Raw genomic sequence first — 15055 nt, forward strand, 5'->3', positions numbered from 1 at the left:
ATCATATTGATCAATATCTTCCACAAAGTTTTTTACTTGTTTCAAAAATTCCTCAAATCTTTCATAGTATTTATTGATTAATAGCTTCTTTTTTGAGAATTTCCATAATCTTTCAATGAGATTCAGATTTGGTGAATATGGAGGCAAGAAGGATAATTCAATTCCATACAAGCCAGCTTAACTGGTTGTGTATGTTGCACGGCTGTATGGAGCATTGTTTAATATTATAACTATTTTCATATCTTGATATTTCTTCTTAAATCTTGCAACAATTCCACAATTCTTTCCGCATTTGCAAAAAATAAGTAAAGGTTTTTACCTCCATTGTCAGACGTTTCTGCTCTCACTTACAGCTTCCTTTGCGCGACCCATTGTTATCCTGGTAATAAATCTCGTCAAAATCCCCGCGCAAAGTTTTCAGTGCGTATTTTTCCACTTCGATTTCCCGCCTTGTGCGTATACCGATCCTTCTGAATACGGATATTGGAGGGCACCATCCCTGTACTGCGTGTTGGAGCAGAAAAATGGAAACTACTAGAGGCAGAATAAACCAGTTCCGATTCTTTTTTAACCCAAGCGCGGCTCCAATAAAAGACAATATAGCCGCATTGGCTTCGAGATAGCGCTCGATGTCCCATTCCAGATCAAGCTCTTTAATTTTCTTGGTTATCTCATATTCGGTTTTGCTCGCATAAAACCGAACTGTTGCAGCTATCTCCATATCAATTGCCTGGTTAATCTCAGGAAGGGTATTAGCCCGTACCCTATCTCCCCGAATGATTTCACTGTAGTTATTTATTACCATAAAATTCCCCTTTAATGGCCTTTTAAGGTCTATAATCCGACCCGAATCATCTTTTACTAAAAGAGGGTAGAGGTATGCCCATATAAAGTTAATCATAAAAATGAACTTTCAATACTCACTTTTATAGAAGAAAAAGACTCAAACATACCTTTTTTCCATTTTTTGTCATCTAAGCCTTTAAAGGGAAGAAATACGTGTTTTACGCGCGGAGAAACTATTCTGAAGGGAAATTTCGGTTTACTTCCTGCTTCAGAATTCGATTAATCCATTTGGATAGTAAATAACCTGCACTCCTTCAAAATATATGCCTCCTGGGTGCCTGTATCCGTTTGACCCGCTCCAATCAAAATTCAGCCAGTACTGAAGTCCTCCTGCTTCAAGTTTTCTGTTTGAGTACCAGATATCTTCGGCGTAGGAATATCTGCCCTGCACATAACTCATAACTTCGCGCGCAGTTTTCTCGTCATTCCCTATATAGAGCTCGGGATAGGCGTGCCCGTAACTCTTGTTTGTTGCAGTAACAACCCTCGTATTGAACCCCATATTTTTTAAAAGTGCGGACATAACTATGGAATAGTCGTCACAATCTCCATTATATCCTTCATTGATAGTTTGAGAAGCTCCGAAAAAAAACTCGGCATTTTTATCGTAACGGTACTTCCAGTGCTCGTTCACATAATCAAAAACATCACAGGCATCTTCTATATCGTATCCTGAGGCCTTTCCGGTTATATTGAAGACTTCAGCTGCAATTCTTTTTTCATCTCCTGATCCGATAGCTCGTTGAAAGTTTTGAGACATCAGCCTGTGTTCCCTCGAATAAGTAACATTTGATTTTTCTTCGGAATAAGTCGGGACATCAGGTACTTCAGAAGAAGCGGAAACAGCTCTATCCGCGGTACTTGTATTCTCCCCTATATCAATTTCGTCTGCTGATCCTGCCTCAGCCGGGAGACAATTGTTCACTCCATCCGTTATGACATTCTCTATATCCTCTACCAGACTTTTCAGGTCCAAATTTGAAAAGGAAATTTTCTCAGTGGTAGTAGGACCTATGCACGCGGCAGTGAGTGTAAAGAAAAGAATCAGGCTTAATAGCTTTAAAAATTTCATCCAGATCGCGCTGCCAACTCTACTAAATATAGCATAAAACTAAAAACATAATACAGACTATATAAGATATAAACTTGTAAGGATAAACTTGTAAGGATAAACTTGTAAGGATAAACTTCGTAAGCTTAAAAATTTTGGGTTATTGGATAATTGGATAATTGGGAGATGAAATAATATTCCCAATGGCAGGATTTAAATAGAGATTACACTTCTCGTTCTCTTTTCAAAAATAACCCACACTTACAGTGATCCAATTCCTCGCAATATTTACTTTTCTGCCGAAAATGTGGACATGAGGTACGATATTTGCATTTTCTGCGCATTATAATGGATAGTATCTCCATATTTCTGATATCTTCCTTTATTTGTTCTCAACAGTATATGTATATAGGAAGAGTTATATTATCTTTTGCTCTCTTTATATCCTCAATTGCGTTGTCTGAACTTGCAGGCTTTTACTATTAAACAGCACCAAGCTGCCTTCAAGCAGACTTTATGTATTACTGATATGGATAAAAAGACTCACTGATAATAGTTCAAAAGATAAACCGGCAGAAATCCAAAATCAAAATTTAATTCTTTTTTACCCAGTTCCCTTTAGAATTTTTCTCATATACTCTTTTAACCGCACTCCAGGTAATCCGGTGAGCAGTCTCTTCCCTTGACGCTTCCCACGTCATTTTGAAGGTTCTTTTTATTCTCTCCAGGCGATATTGAAGGCTTCCTTGTAAATGTCCTGTCCGTGTTTTGGCAGGTTCCCTTTAATTATTTCCAGGCAGTTTAGAATTGCTTTTATACGGCATTTACTTCCCAATTTAATCAACGAAGATTATTTTTTAAAAGGGTTTATATAAAGCCTGGTAAATCAGTCCTTCTGGTAACCAATATCTGTCAGATGAATTGAAGTAATCACATCAGGGCGCAGATTCGAGGCTTTCGCAGCTCCACTCGCCGAGAACGCTTTCCTTTACTGAAAAACCCAATATTCTTATTATCTTTGATTGTCTACTTCCCTGGCTTCGACGATTCAATCTCTTTTTTGTATTTGTTTAAGGAATTCATTAATATGAGATAAATATTACAATATTCAATTCATCTTCGTTTACTATAGCTTACATAAACGCAATGAAAATAACACATTTCTTACGGACCATATTTTAACCGAACATATCCAGGACATCTTTCAGTGGGTTTTATCTGCCGATTTATGCTAACATCTGACCCCGAAAGGTTTTTCAGTACAGTTTTTTTCTCTTTTATTGCCAGAAGTAACCTCGGTTATTTTGAAATATGGTAGTCCCCTGATGGCCAAGCGGGCCATAGAGTCCTCAATGTCCGTAGTTCGTTCCTTAATTCTATCCGGGCTTGCCATAACGTTGAGAAGTTCCTCAAGCGTTGGGCTGTTCGATCTCCAGGTGCCGTCGCTCCGGGTCTCGGCTGTAAAGATTTGCCATTTGATTTTCACTGACACAATATTCCCCCTCTCAAATGTGCATTGTCCATTTGGACTGCGCACTAAAAAGCAAAGGCTCATTAATAATCTTGTTCAATTATTTTTATAAGCTTTTGCTTATAATCTTATATTAGTCTTATATCATATATAATTCGACTTTCCCGTTCAAAGCTCATTTCTGACGAGAAAATATGGATGAGAATAAGTTGCAGCCTGAGAAAATCATCCGCCGTTTCTTGGAAAGACTTTTGATTCGATATAATATATTGACTCTTTGTCTTATCCTGCCGGTTAGAAAATAGATTTCTAACTAGCTAAATAATATTTACAACTCCACATATTTCAATCCTTATCTCGGATTCTGGCTTCATACGCAGATCAAGAAATCAAGCGCAAGCCAATTAAATTCTGCAGGTTTTCCCTGTTCGGAACATGAACATGATAGGGCAAAATGATCCTTTTTGCTCCTTGACCTCGTTTGCCAGCAGGTCAGCAGCTCTCATAACTTCAGGATAGTCCAGAGCGCCAGCTAAAACCAATGCTGGCACCGATATCGGCCAGCCTCAAAGCAGCCGGTAGGAAACCAATCCGGTTGCAGGATCGGATTTTTCCGCACCTGCGCATATAAAAGCAAAGAACCCTGCAGTGTTGAGTAAAGGCGCCCCACTACCAGCCCCACATACAGCGGAGTTAGCGACAAGAGCAAAGGTCAGAAAAAGAGGCATGAGCCTTCAACGAGATGAAGGAACAAGGGAAAACAGCACATTCATGACGATTTTTCAAACAGCAAAAAAACTGAATATTACAGATTAAATATGGTGTGTATGATTACATGTTTAATAGACTGAGCAACAAATTTGAGATATCATCTCTAGCGAAACTGATCAGAGAATAAAAGCTCATTGAGTTGGAAGTCAGAGCTTTCTACTCAATTTGAAGGGAATACTTTTTCTCGCTTCATCGAATTTTTAACCTATTAAGTTTAATTTGTAGGTACGAAAGTAATAAGAATTTATGAGAGCTATACTTCAAAGGAATGTTCTGTCTGTAGAAAAAGGCATAATCTGCCTCTGTCTCAAAGAACTATAATATGTAATTGTGGAAATATACTTAACAGGGATCTGAATGATGCGATCAATATCATGCAACATTTCCTATTAAAGAATGCCTTGTGGGTAGGCTATCAGAGATTTTCTGATAATCTTCGACAAACAGGTTTGTCGATTGGGATTTGGTTCTAGTACCTAAACCTCAGATGACGTAAATACTCGAAGGAAGCTACTCCTTAAATTCTTTGCCGGACGGCTCAGTTTTAAGAGAGGAGTAGTTCACATACTAAAATATAGTAGATATACGTGAACCATATGTGCAGTAAGAATTTAACAATAACTTCCTCTATATCTCTTGAACATATTCCTTACCTGTGGGAACAGAGCCATGTTCTTATTATTCTCATTGACTTAGATAATTATGATACATTTAATACGGCCTACCTTGACAGGATCGAAATGGAATATATCGAGGGTTTACAGACCAATTATTTCAAGAAAAGATATATTGTCTCCAGAACGGTTCTAAAACATATTCTATGCAGTCTCCTTCACGAGCGATCCGCCTTCGACATATCCACATATAAAAACGGCAATGGGAGAGTCTGCATCCATAACCATAATGAAATGTATATATGTATATCATATACTGAAAACATTGTAGCCCTTGCAATATCAAAGGTTGAGGTCGGTATTGATATCGAGCTTGGAAGAACACTGGCTCTTAAAAATACTTTGAAATATCAGCGTCAAAAACCTTCATTCACGGACAAACATTTAAGTAAAACCAATATTTTAAAAACATGGACTTTGAAAGAAGCTTATTGTAAGTTTTCCAATAAAAACATGCTTCCTAATTTAAATAAAGATCTTAATCTAAGCAGTGTCAGCCATTCAAGTTATTTTTTAGACAATAAATACATATTTTCAGTCATTACCCACTCGGATTTACATATTATCAATATAAATCACCTTCAGAAGATAGACTGCAACTGGAATTGAATGTGTTCAATTAAATATAAGATTTAAAATGGCGTCTGAAGTGGAAAATATAACAGATTGCTAAAATTGTATCATCCGAGTTCTCTCAATTGGTTTTACTCAAAATTTTCAATTTTTTTCAGAACTTTTTTGTCACCGGGAGACTAGCTCAAATTATTTATATAGTTGTATTGCATATCTAGCAGTGGGGATTTCACGTTATTATGGACAGAGTTGTGTGTTACTCACAATTATTAGTCCACTAAACGAAATAATAGGGGATAATAATACATGGAACAGATAAAAAGTGACATAGTTGATTATTTGAAGGCTAATTCTTTTATGGACAATAACACCAGCTTGAAAGATAATGATTCTCTCACTCAGAATGGCATTATAGATTCCATTGGTCTGCTTGAACTTATGGACTATATCTGTGATAAATATTCTATTGAGATTCCTGAAGATATGCTAACACCGGAAAATTTTGACTCTTTGCAGGGAATTACTAATATGATAACCAAACTGGCGAAGTGAAAAATATGCGAATTGATGCGTATATCACGGAATACGCCAGAAATACTCCTCAAAACATTGCTCTGGAAGAGGACAAAAGGTCGATTAACTATAGCTGCCTTGATAAGGACATAAATACCATTGCTTTGTCTTTGATGGATTTTAATCATTGCAGATTTGCAATACTGGCAGAGTCAGGTATACAGTATATAAAAATACTCATGGCGGTGTATCGGTCACTTAATATCGCAATTCCTCTGCCAATAGAATTTCCTAAATTCAGTCTTGAAAGAATCCTTGATGCTGCCCATGTCAATAATATCATTACAACTGATGCGCAATATTCAAGATTTGGGGAAGATTTTTTTGGGCGTTTTGGAACCGTACTAGTTGTTTCCAGTGATACTTCCGTTGAGGTTCTGCATAAGAGGATAGGAACCGATTCAAGTAATCCGGAACTGCGGCTGGTTCTCTACACTTCCGGCACTACAGGCGCTCCGAAGGGGGTAATGTTGAGCGACAGAAACCTGGTAGCAAACGCACAGTCAATAATAGAGGTACTTGGCATAACCTCCAGAGATAAAGCAGCCTTAATAATATCACCACACCATGCTTTTGGAAATTCCATAATTAATTCCCATCTGATGGCGGGCAGCACTATTAGAATTGGAAATATGAATTTTATAGACTCGGTTTTCAACCTCATAGAAAGAGGCGTATCCATATTCTATGGGGTGCCCAGTACTTACCGTATACTCCTCCGGTATCCAGATAGATTCAAAAAAGCTTTTACTAACGTTAGAACTGCTGCATCTGCAGGCGGAGGTATGGATAGGTTTATTGTAAAAGATATTAGGGCTTTTGCCCCTTATCTGGAAATTCTACCAATGTATGGGCAGACTGAAGCTACAGCAAGACTTGCCTACCTGCCAGCAGAAGATGTGGATAAATTCATTGACACTATAGGAAAATCGATTCCAGGGGTCATTCTGGACGTCTTCGATTCCGAATTCCGGCCAGTAGAGCTTAATATAACGGGCGAACTGGTTGCGAGGGGGGATAACATTCTGTTAGGTTACCTGGACGATGAAATTGCCACCGAGAAGAGGATCATAAACGGATGGCTGCATACTGGCGATCTTGCACAGAAATTGCCCAATGGATATATCAAACTGCTGGGACGCAAGGATGATCTTATTAAAATCGGTGATCACCGAGTGAACCCGAGAGAAATTGAGAGAAACATAGAGGAAAATAACGAGGTCTCTAAGGTTTTTGTTGTACCTGTACACCATGAGCTTATGGGAACCGCGATCAGTCTCCTGGTCATACCTGCAGAAGGAACAGTAATCGAAAATTTATTCTCATTCTGCCGGAAGAGCCTGCCTGGTTACCTGTGTCCAAAAGAAATATTGTTCATTGATCATCTGCCTTTGAGCGAAAATGGAAAAATATCCAATCGATCTATCATAGAGGAATACCAACATGTCAAAGCTAGTATGTAAAAAGTGTGTTCTGGATTCTGACATTCCAGGTATACGGATTAATGAGGACAATGGCCTCTGCCATTTCTGTGAGACATATGCTCCCCTTTCTTCACAGGAAAAGAATGAGTATCTGACCAAAATTGAAGAACTTTTCGAACAATACAGGGGAAAGGGTAAGTACGACGTTATTTATGCACTTTCCGGTGGAAAAGACTCATCATACACGCTTTACAAACTCAAAAAAGACTATTCTTTCCTGAAGGTGCTGGCTGTCCAGTTCGATAACGGGTTCACTTCCGAAGGCGCAATAAAAAACGCAAAAAAGATGTGTAAGATCACAGGCTCCGATTATTACCAGCTGACAATGGAAAAGGAAATACTCTACGACACATTCCGAAAGGCAGCCGAATCTTACGATTCATTCCCTAAATTTGCTAAATATAGAGCAAGTGATATCTGCAATGTCTGTATCACTATCATCAAACAGAAACTGATAGAACAGGCAATTATTCAGAAAGCACCTTTTATTATATTTGCTTTCACAGCAGGTCAGTCCCCAAATCCCATTATTAATCTTTCACCTAATTTTATACAGTGGTCCAGAAGCCTATTTAAAAAACAGCTTGAAAAAATAGGCGTCGACGATAAAGACGAACTCTTCCTCCTTAAAAGTAAGGTTATTGAAAATATGGGTGAGAATGCTCCGAGTATCCTGCATCCATTGTGTCTATGGGATTACAGCGAAGACAAAGTGCTGGAGACACTTCTGGAAATCGGATGGGAACAACCTGGCATCGCTGACAGTAATTCAACCAATTGTACATTGAACTCTTTCGCCTGCTATAACCACCTGGAAAAATACGGATTCCACCCATACGCCTTTGATACAGCAGGGCTTGTCCGAAGCGGAGAAATGTCGAGGGAGGAAGGATTTGAAAAAATTAGCCAGGAACTATCAAGGCAGCTGATCGAAGAAGCTGCAAAGAAGCTTAAATTGAATGTAAAAACCTCTCAAAAAATATTAACTACTACTATTTGATCGTGGTATAAACAGTCTAATCATGGGGGAAATGATATGCAGGTAGTGAAAGAACTGAACGTGCAGATAATGGAAGAACTGAACAGAGACATTGAAAATTTAGTCTTGAATATCAGGGGTTTTATCAAAAATCAGGTTCTAGGTTTTAAGAAAAAAGGAGTAGTTTTAGGAGTTTCAGGTGGGATTGATTCAGCTGTAGCTCTTACCCTTTGCGTACAAGAAATTGGAAAGGAAAATGTGTATGGACTCCTACTTCCTGAAAAAGAATCGGCTCCTTCCAGTAAAACCCTGGGTGCAGAAATCTGCGAAAGCCTGGGTGTGGAATACGAGGAGGTTCCCATATCTCCAATCCTGGAATCACTTAACATTTATGAGAAGAAAGAACAGATCATAAAGAGAACCTGCCCGGAATATGATGCCAGAATACACAAAACCTCACTGATATTGCCTGATTTCCTTGACAAAGAAATTTTGAACGTCCCTTATATTCGGTTGATAAAAGATGGAGAGACGATCGCAAAGTACAGGTTGAAGGCAAATGACTATCTGGAACTTATCGGGTTGCAGGGGGTCAAGCAACGGTCCAGAATGGTAATTCAGTATATGTATGCTGAAAAGATGAATTATGTAGTGTGCGGAACAACCAACAAGACTGAGTTGGTCCTTGGTCAGTTCGTAAAATATGGAGACGGGGGTGTAGACCTCGAACCTCTGGCTGACTGTTACAAGACTCAGATCTATGCGCTGGGTAAATATTTGCATATCAACGAAGAGATTATGAAACGTCCTCCAAGTGCTGATACATGGAGCCATTATACGACTGATGAAGAATTCTACTGGCGCATGCCCATGCACATAATGGATCAACTGTTATATTCTCAAGAACATCATTTACCCTTGCAGGTAATTGAAAAGAACACCGGGCTTTCCGGAGACAAGATCGAAAAAGCTCAAAGACACATTAATAGAATAAGTAATACCACCGAATATATTCGGGCTGCTCCTCCCGTTTACTATCTTAACAGATAAGTTGCAGGAAGATACATACCTGGGGCAATGTCCTGATAATCCAAGCCTAAGATTAAAGGGATTTCGGCTTTGCCTGCAGTAAAAAATCTGATCATAAACTGCATAGATTACTGCGGTAGATGGTGCCAGATGATGTAATTATAATTAACATAAATTTATTCAATGTATAAGATGTGATTATGAATACCAGGGTTTCTATTGTTCGCTGCAGAGATTATTCTGATGCAAAAGACGCGATAAGAGAGTCGCTCAACCTGATCGGCGGCCTTGAGAAGATTATAGCTCCTGGCAACCGGGTGCTTCTCAAACCCAATGTGCTTTCTATCCGACCGCCAGAAGATGCTGTAACAACCCATCCGGCAGTAGTATCGGCAATGTGTGAACTGGTTTCAGAGGCGGGAGGCATTCCAATTATAGGCGACGGCTCAGGCATTGTAAAACCTGGGTCTACTACGACTTCGCAGGCATTTAAAGCATCCGAAATTGAGAATGCCGCTTCCGGTTGTGGGGCAGAACTAATCAATTTTGAGACTTCAGGTTATGTTGAGGTTGATGTTCTTAACGCCAGGCAGTTCTCAAGTCTGCACATAGCAAAAGCAGTAATGGACGCAGATGTAATAATTTCACTTCCAAAACTCAAGACTCATGAACTCACACTCTATACAGGTGCGGTTAAAAATTTCTTTGGTACCATACCTCAGAAAAACCGAAAACAGGCTCACTTCCTGGAAAATCGCGACCGGTTCGGAGAAGCAGTTGTCGATATATATTCTATCATCAAACCTCAGCTTGCTGTTATGGACGGTGTAGTCGGAATGGAAGGGAATGGCCCGGCCAACGGTAAACCTGTTTTTGCAGGCGTGATTATGGCAAGTTATGACTGCGTGGCTCTGGATATTGTAGCTTCTGAATTTATAGGAATCGATCCTTTGAAGGTTCCTACAAATAAAGCTGCCCTCTCGAGAGGGTTCGGAGCCGAGCATCCCGAGATTGTAGGAACGCCTTTGAAAGAGGTAAAAGTCAGATTCAAAAGACCAGAAGGCGGAATTACTGCTTTCATACCATCTTTTCTTAGAAGGATTCTTCGAAGGCAGTTAACTGTAAAACCCGTTATCAACACCTCAAGCTGTGCGCTTTGCAAAGCATGTGTTTCGAACTGTTCGGCACATGCCATTGAGGAAGCAGGCGGTGCACTCAAAATTAACGAGGAAAAATGCATCCAGTGCTATTGTTGCCGAGAACTTTGCCCTAACGATGCTGTAAAAATAGAAAAATCACTGCTTCTAAAGCTTGTAACCATAAGTAAAAGCTAACTGAAGAGCTATCTGGAAATCAGTATATTATCAATATCAAGACTAATAAAAAACTACTAAAATATATTTACTCTTTAAAGGGTAATGGAACATGAGTATAAAATGATTTAATAGACAAATGGGGGGCATTTAAATGACTTCAGTAGTATCTAACAGAGATCAAGTAGCCTTTCGTGAAGTTACAGACCATTATCACAGTAATAAACTTCTGTTTGGTATAAAATATTTTAAAAACTGGATTCTGGAAAGGCTTGCCTCAAGCATTCCTGTCCCTTCCTGGAGAGCAAAATTACACCGGATGCGGGGTGTAAATATCGGGGAGAATGTATATGTCGGCTATGATGTGGTTTTTGATAGGATACACCCTGAATTAATTACTGTAGGGGATTATTCTGAGATCGGCGATCGGTGTATACTATCCGCACATTCAAGAGGAAGTTTGACTACAAGACAGGCGTATCCGAGAACTATGGCTCCAATAAAAATCGGATGCGGAGTTTCCGTCAATCCGGGTTGTATCATCACACAGGGTGTCGAAATCGGAGATAATTCGATAATAGGTATCGGGTCCGTAGTTAGTCGCGATATCTCTCCAAATAGTCTTGCTCTGGGCTACCCTGCCAGAGTTGTTAAAAAGCTTGAAGGTGTAGGCGAGCTTAAAACCTGATTTTAACACCTTCATGACTATTTTTCGGGCCGGTACTTGAATTCGAAACCGTATTTACTTAGAGCAAAGAGTGCCATCATTATTACGGCGCAAATGAAAAACACCGATACAAAAGATACTGTCAGGTAATGAAAGAGCCCGGTTCCCCGAAAACTTACATCCATCATTGAGAATATACTGATAGTTCTATTGTAAATCGGATAAAAGTACTCGCAGCCGCCTTCACTAATATCATCCAGCAATAGATGCGAAAGGAAAGCAGCCTCTGCAAAAAGGCCAAGATATAATGCCTTGCTAACTTTCCTGTATATAGCATATCCTGCAATTATCCCGAACAGGATTGCAGGAAAACTGAATAGAAGTGAATGTGTTGGAACCGCACCGATCCAGCAGTGTTCTATGGTACCGTTTACAGGTAGATTATAAACAATCATTATATCCGGAAGCAAAGCGCACAAACTGCCCACTGACAGCAGCAATAGTAAATTCATTGAACCCCTGAAAGAAAGTTCTCTTCGAAAAAGTGATCTTACAGTAACATAGACTGCTACTGCATTGATACAGAACACAAAGAATAGCACATGTACAACCGGATAGGGCATAAGAAAACACTTATAATTTTTCTAAAAGTAAAATTTTTGAACTTCAAAAATAGAGTTGATTCCAAACTATATAATATTTCTTACAAACATTTCATGGAGAAATATCATATAACCAATTTGATAAAGTTCAAAAGTGTCTGCTAAATCTGGAAAGAATTCTTCTTACTCCATATTTGCCCTGGAATGTGCCCTTAAAGAGGAATCAGTTCTACAAGCATTCCATCTTCAAAGGGATACCTTTCAATAATGAGAAGCCTGGATCCGGAGGGTTCCAATTTTTCTTTAATTTCCTCTTTCAGCTCTTCAAGCATCCACCAGGCTATTTCGATTTTCCCGTCTTTCACTTCATACAATTCTGATGGGATCTCCATGCTCTGTAGAGTTTCTTCTGCAAGTTCTTGATCCCCACCCTCAATTATCCCATATACGAGAGTGCCGTCTTCCGTGACTTCATCAAACTCTCTAGCCGTATTCTTTGCAATCCGCTGAAACCTTTTGCGGAGCTGGATTGCATCCTTGTAGGTTGAGGAGCAGAAATGGGTTCTTTTACATGCCGAGATGGCAGTCTCGGCGTATTTACAGGATCCGGCAGCTGCGCTGGATGTGTCTGACTCGAGGCAAAATCCGTATTTCAGGAGGGCTTTTGAGTTATTATCGGAAAATTCCAGTTCATTCAGGTTAAGGAAAACTTCCATTTCTTCTGCAAAAGCTGCAACTTTTTCAGCTCCTTCAAGGGCAGGAATTTCAATTCCGGTTTCGATCCCTAGCTCTTTTGCATTTTGCAGGGCATCTGCATACGGACTGTGCTTGAGATCATTCCAGCTTGTCTGTGGCGGGTGTAAACGGATTTCGTCAAGGCCCGCATCTGCGAGTTTTTCAAGGACCTGCTTATCAGGCGCCAGAGAAGTATAGAGATGGATGTGATGTTCTTTTCCGAAAGAAGATTTAAGGACCCTTATATAGTGGAGAACTCTTTCTATTTTTAGAATTGGTTCTCCGCCTGTAATCCCTGTCCCTAGAGCATTCATAAGCTCAGCTTCCTTCAGTAAATCCTCATCTTTTTTTATAGATCTTTCATTCGCAAAAACAAGGTCTTTTCCACGCCTTTCATTGGAAAGTGGGCAGTAAAAGCAATTTTTAGGACAAAGGCCTGTTACAAAGAGTACCATTTTGGCGCCCTCCTGGCAGAGCCTGCAGCCTTCAGAAAGGTAACTGCAAAAAGAGCCAGTCTCGTCTTCAGTGAACTTTTCCATACCTGAACCTGCATATTCTTTTTTTATATATAAGGCTTGTTTCGGATATCCGTACACTCAGCGTGAGACTAACTTTATGAGAAAGGACTTTTTCCTATCTAGAAACTGATATATCCTTAAGGTGCCAAAGGTTCACTGATGTCAGAAAAAACCGGATACGTTGTTGTCTTCGGCTGTAAAAGGTGCGGAAAATGCAAAAATGTCTGTCCTGTGGACGCAATTTACGAGGAAAACGAGCTTGCAAAAATCGATCCTAAAAAATGCACTCTCTGTATGAAATGCATAGATGAGTGCACGAACAGATCCATTATCTATATGGAATAAAGGGATTTAACATGGAAAAAATTCCGGTTAATGGAAAAGTTATAGACATTACAACCCCGATTTCCCCTTTTACACGAGTTTTTCCAGGGGATCCTATACCTGCAATTGAGAAGGTCTGTACTCTTGAAAAAGAAGGTTGTGCAGTATCCAGGTTAAGTTTCGGAAGCCATACCGGCACCCATGTTGATGCTCCTTCTCACATTCTGGACAATGGCCTGACTGTTGACAAACTGGAACTCAAAAACCTCATGGGAATGGCACTTATCCTCGATTTTTCTTCATTGTCAGGTGCACTTACTGCCGATATTCTTGAAAAGGCCTTCCAGAATGCAGGAGTTCCTGAAAATATCTCAATTCTCCTTCTTAAAACAGGAGGCTTTTCCCGAAAACAAAAAGGTACAGGTAATATTAGTTCTCCAGGCGGAGAAGCAGGTTCTCATAGCATGGAGTCCTGGAAAGAAGAATTTGATCCCGCATACCTTGACAAAAGCGGAGCAGCGTGGATTGTCGGAAAAGGATTCAAAACCATAGGAATTGACGGTTTTTCCGTGGATGATCTTTATTCCGAAAGTCTGCCTGCCCACCGCGTACTTCTTTCAGGTAACGTGAACATAGTAGAATGCCTTGAGCTCGGCTCAGTAAAAGCAGGAACCTATTTCTTCCTGTGCCTGCCCCTCAAAATTGAAGGTTGTGACGGCGCGCCTGCAAGAGCCCTATTAATTTCCTATTCCTGACTTATTCCTCAACTTTTTGTAATCCTTCAGAAGTGAGACATTGTGTATCTTATTTCATTCTGCGTGACCATTTCAAATATGAACTTTCCTGAAACCGGGTACTCTATTACCACTCCCTTCTTTTCAAGAGATAACCGTGTTTCATTTGTCTCCTGGCTTTCCTCAGGTGTCCATCTTCCTTCTGAATCAAGCTTGCCTTTTATAAAGTGAACCGGCTTTCCTTCAAGAAACAAGCGTTTCTTAACTCCATTTTGATACTGACAGATAATGGTATTGTTTTCGAGGGTCCAACCAGAATCGTTCAGTTGCCCATTACATTCCGGGTCAGGGTCCACTCCGAAACTAATGTACCTGACTGAAGCAGGAAGAGATAATTCAAGGGCACACATACTCCCCGCAGGGCTAAAACTGTCAGCAGAGTTTCGGGCATATCCTTCCTGGATTGAAAGTATCGACAGTGAAGCGGTTTCTGTTTGGGCTTTAATTTGCGCATCTTCCAGAATGGGACTCACCGTATTCCAGGCCTGGGCCACCAGAATCAAAACTGCCGCAAGTAGCCCGAGATATACAACGAGTTTTAGCGGGATCGTATCTGCAGCCGCGGTGTCGGAGACGAGATCTCTCATATAATAGTTAACATGCCATAAATAATAAAAAATTTTACTTTGTCTATTAACAGATAACTTTTTA

At 39.9% G+C, this 15055-nt stretch carries 20 protein-coding genes; 10 read left to right on the forward strand and 10 right to left on the reverse strand.

Going from position 1 to position 15055, the window contains the following annotated elements:
• The 7 genes from RG963_RS14400 to RG963_RS14425 all read right to left on the reverse strand — a co-directional run.
• Positions 1-171: transposase (locus RG963_RS14400; protein WP_396654738.1), on the reverse strand; the 171-nt coding region annotated here is incomplete at its 3' end.
• Between the two features lie 172 nt (positions 172-343).
• Positions 344-805 carry a YgaP-like transmembrane domain gene (locus RG963_RS14405; RefSeq protein ID WP_310576978.1) on the reverse strand — a complete coding sequence of 154 codons (462 nt, stop codon included), beginning with the start codon at positions 803-805 and terminating at the stop codon, positions 344-346.
• Between the two features lie 249 nt (positions 806-1054).
• Complete coding sequence (locus RG963_RS14410; RefSeq protein ID WP_310576979.1) at positions 1055-1918, reverse strand: transglutaminase-like domain-containing protein; 864 nt, start codon at positions 1916-1918, stop codon at positions 1055-1057.
• A 572-nt stretch (positions 1919-2490) separates the two neighbouring features.
• Complete coding sequence (locus RG963_RS16640) at positions 2491-2598, reverse strand: ChaB family protein (RefSeq protein WP_396654737.1); 108 nt, start codon at positions 2596-2598, stop codon at positions 2491-2493.
• Between the two features lie 530 nt (positions 2599-3128).
• Positions 3129-3389: a hypothetical protein gene (locus RG963_RS14415; RefSeq protein WP_310576980.1), complete on the reverse strand. Its 261-nt coding sequence runs from the start codon at positions 3387-3389 to the stop codon at positions 3129-3131.
• A 383-nt stretch (positions 3390-3772) separates the two neighbouring features.
• Positions 3773-3919, reverse strand: a complete 147-nt coding sequence (locus RG963_RS14420; protein WP_310576981.1) for a hypothetical protein — start codon at positions 3917-3919, stop codon at positions 3773-3775.
• A gap of 15 nt (positions 3920-3934) precedes the next feature.
• Entirely contained in the window at positions 3935-4096 is a 162-nt protein-coding gene (locus RG963_RS14425) for a hypothetical protein (RefSeq protein ID WP_310576982.1), read from the reverse strand.
• A 279-nt stretch (positions 4097-4375) separates the two neighbouring features.
• Here RG963_RS14425 and RG963_RS16645 point away from each other — a divergent pair, with 279 nt between their 5' ends.
• The 8 genes from RG963_RS16645 to RG963_RS14460 all read left to right on the forward strand — a co-directional run bounded on the left by RG963_RS16645 (position 4376) and on the right by RG963_RS14460 (position 11452).
• Positions 4376-4612 (forward strand): zinc ribbon domain-containing protein, encoded by a 237-nt coding sequence (locus tag RG963_RS16645; protein ID WP_396654739.1) that lies wholly within the window; start codon positions 4376-4378, stop codon positions 4610-4612.
• Between the two features lie 123 nt (positions 4613-4735).
• Complete coding sequence (locus RG963_RS14430) at positions 4736-5422, forward strand: 4'-phosphopantetheinyl transferase family protein (RefSeq protein ID WP_310576983.1); 687 nt, start codon at positions 4736-4738, stop codon at positions 5420-5422.
• Between the two features lie 270 nt (positions 5423-5692).
• The gene (locus RG963_RS14435; protein ID WP_310576984.1) at positions 5693-5938 is read left to right on the forward strand and encodes an acyl carrier protein; all 246 of its coding nucleotides are present in this window, start codon (positions 5693-5695) and stop codon (positions 5936-5938) included.
• A 5-nt stretch (positions 5939-5943) separates the two neighbouring features.
• Entirely contained in the window at positions 5944-7422 is a 1479-nt protein-coding gene (locus tag RG963_RS14440) for a class I adenylate-forming enzyme family protein (protein WP_310576985.1), read from the forward strand.
• Positions 7403-8443: an adenine nucleotide alpha hydrolase family protein gene (locus tag RG963_RS14445; RefSeq protein ID WP_310576987.1), complete on the forward strand. Its 1041-nt coding sequence runs from the start codon at positions 7403-7405 to the stop codon at positions 8441-8443. The genes RG963_RS14440 and RG963_RS14445 overlap by 20 nt, the downstream gene beginning before the upstream one ends.
• Positions 8444-8479: 36 nt before the next feature.
• Positions 8480-9472 carry an NAD(+) synthase gene (nadE, locus tag RG963_RS14450; protein ID WP_310576988.1) on the forward strand — a complete coding sequence of 331 codons (993 nt, stop codon included), beginning with the start codon at positions 8480-8482 and terminating at the stop codon, positions 9470-9472.
• Between the two features lie 179 nt (positions 9473-9651).
• The gene (locus RG963_RS14455; protein ID WP_310576995.1) at positions 9652-10785 is read left to right on the forward strand and encodes a DUF362 domain-containing protein; all 1134 of its coding nucleotides are present in this window, start codon (positions 9652-9654) and stop codon (positions 10783-10785) included.
• Between the two features lie 133 nt (positions 10786-10918).
• The gene (locus tag RG963_RS14460) at positions 10919-11452 is read left to right on the forward strand and encodes an acyltransferase (protein WP_310576989.1); all 534 of its coding nucleotides are present in this window, start codon (positions 10919-10921) and stop codon (positions 11450-11452) included.
• Positions 11453-11469: 17 nt separating this feature from the next.
• Here the strand turns inward: RG963_RS14460 and RG963_RS14465 are convergent, their stop codons facing one another.
• Together RG963_RS14465 and RG963_RS14470 are read right to left on the reverse strand one after the other, a co-directional pair.
• On the reverse strand, positions 11470-12054 hold the full coding sequence (locus RG963_RS14465; RefSeq protein ID WP_310576990.1) for a metal-dependent hydrolase: 585 nt from the start codon (positions 12052-12054) through the stop codon (positions 11470-11472).
• A 191-nt stretch (positions 12055-12245) separates the two neighbouring features.
• Entirely contained in the window at positions 12246-13307 is a 1062-nt protein-coding gene (locus RG963_RS14470; protein ID WP_310576991.1) for a radical SAM protein, read from the reverse strand.
• Positions 13308-13445: 138 nt separating this feature from the next.
• Here RG963_RS14470 and RG963_RS14475 point away from each other — a divergent pair, with 138 nt between their 5' ends.
• Complete coding sequence (locus RG963_RS14475; RefSeq protein WP_310576992.1) at positions 13446-13631, forward strand: 4Fe-4S binding protein; 186 nt, start codon at positions 13446-13448, stop codon at positions 13629-13631.
• Positions 13632-13642: 11 nt separating this feature from the next.
• A complete protein-coding gene (locus tag RG963_RS14480) occupies positions 13643-14365 on the forward strand; it encodes a cyclase family protein (protein WP_310576993.1) in 723 nt (240 codons plus the stop codon).
• Positions 14366-14391: 26 nt separating this feature from the next.
• Here RG963_RS14480 and RG963_RS14485 read toward each other — a convergent pair whose 3' ends face one another.
• Complete coding sequence (locus tag RG963_RS14485; RefSeq protein ID WP_310576994.1) at positions 14392-14991, reverse strand: hypothetical protein; 600 nt, start codon at positions 14989-14991, stop codon at positions 14392-14394.
• Positions 14992-15055 lie beyond the last annotated feature (64 nt).

The sequence above is a fragment of the Methanosarcina baikalica genome (assembly GCF_031461075.1).
Lineage (GTDB): Archaea > Halobacteriota > Methanosarcinia > Methanosarcinales > Methanosarcinaceae > Methanosarcina > Methanosarcina baikalica.

Excerpts from the sequence above, each read along its gene's own strand:
- RG963_RS16640 (WP_396654737.1), bottom strand. The coding sequence starts at position 2,598 with ATGACGTGGGAAGCGTCAAGGGAAGAGACTGCTCACCGGATTACCTGG.
- RG963_RS14410 (WP_310576979.1), bottom strand. The coding sequence starts at position 1,918 with ATGAAATTTTTAAAGCTATTAAGCCTGATTCTTTTCTTTACACTCACT.
- nadE (WP_310576988.1), top strand. The coding sequence starts at position 8,480 with ATGCAGGTAGTGAAAGAACTGAACGTGCAGATAATGGAAGAACTGAAC.
- RG963_RS14425 (WP_310576982.1), bottom strand. The coding sequence starts at position 4,096 with ATGCCTCTTTTTCTGACCTTTGCTCTTGTCGCTAACTCCGCTGTATGT.
- RG963_RS14440 (WP_310576985.1), top strand. The coding sequence starts at position 5,944 with ATGCGAATTGATGCGTATATCACGGAATACGCCAGAAATACTCCTCAA.
- RG963_RS14465 (WP_310576990.1), bottom strand. The coding sequence starts at position 12,054 with ATGCCCTATCCGGTTGTACATGTGCTATTCTTTGTGTTCTGTATCAAT.
- RG963_RS14445 (WP_310576987.1), top strand. The coding sequence starts at position 7,403 with ATGTCAAAGCTAGTATGTAAAAAGTGTGTTCTGGATTCTGACATTCCA.
- RG963_RS14430 (WP_310576983.1), top strand. The coding sequence starts at position 4,736 with ATGTGCAGTAAGAATTTAACAATAACTTCCTCTATATCTCTTGAACAT.
- RG963_RS14460 (WP_310576989.1), top strand. The coding sequence starts at position 10,919 with ATGACTTCAGTAGTATCTAACAGAGATCAAGTAGCCTTTCGTGAAGTT.
- RG963_RS14435 (WP_310576984.1), top strand. The coding sequence starts at position 5,693 with ATGGAACAGATAAAAAGTGACATAGTTGATTATTTGAAGGCTAATTCT.
- RG963_RS14485 (WP_310576994.1), bottom strand. The coding sequence starts at position 14,991 with ATGAGAGATCTCGTCTCCGACACCGCGGCTGCAGATACGATCCCGCTA.
- RG963_RS14475 (WP_310576992.1), top strand. The coding sequence starts at position 13,446 with ATGTCAGAAAAAACCGGATACGTTGTTGTCTTCGGCTGTAAAAGGTGC.
- RG963_RS14405 (WP_310576978.1), bottom strand. The coding sequence starts at position 805 with ATGGTAATAAATAACTACAGTGAAATCATTCGGGGAGATAGGGTACGG.
- RG963_RS14470 (WP_310576991.1), bottom strand. The coding sequence starts at position 13,307 with ATGGAAAAGTTCACTGAAGACGAGACTGGCTCTTTTTGCAGTTACCTT.
- RG963_RS14480 (WP_310576993.1), top strand. The coding sequence starts at position 13,643 with ATGGAAAAAATTCCGGTTAATGGAAAAGTTATAGACATTACAACCCCG.
- RG963_RS14455 (WP_310576995.1), top strand. The coding sequence starts at position 9,652 with ATGAATACCAGGGTTTCTATTGTTCGCTGCAGAGATTATTCTGATGCA.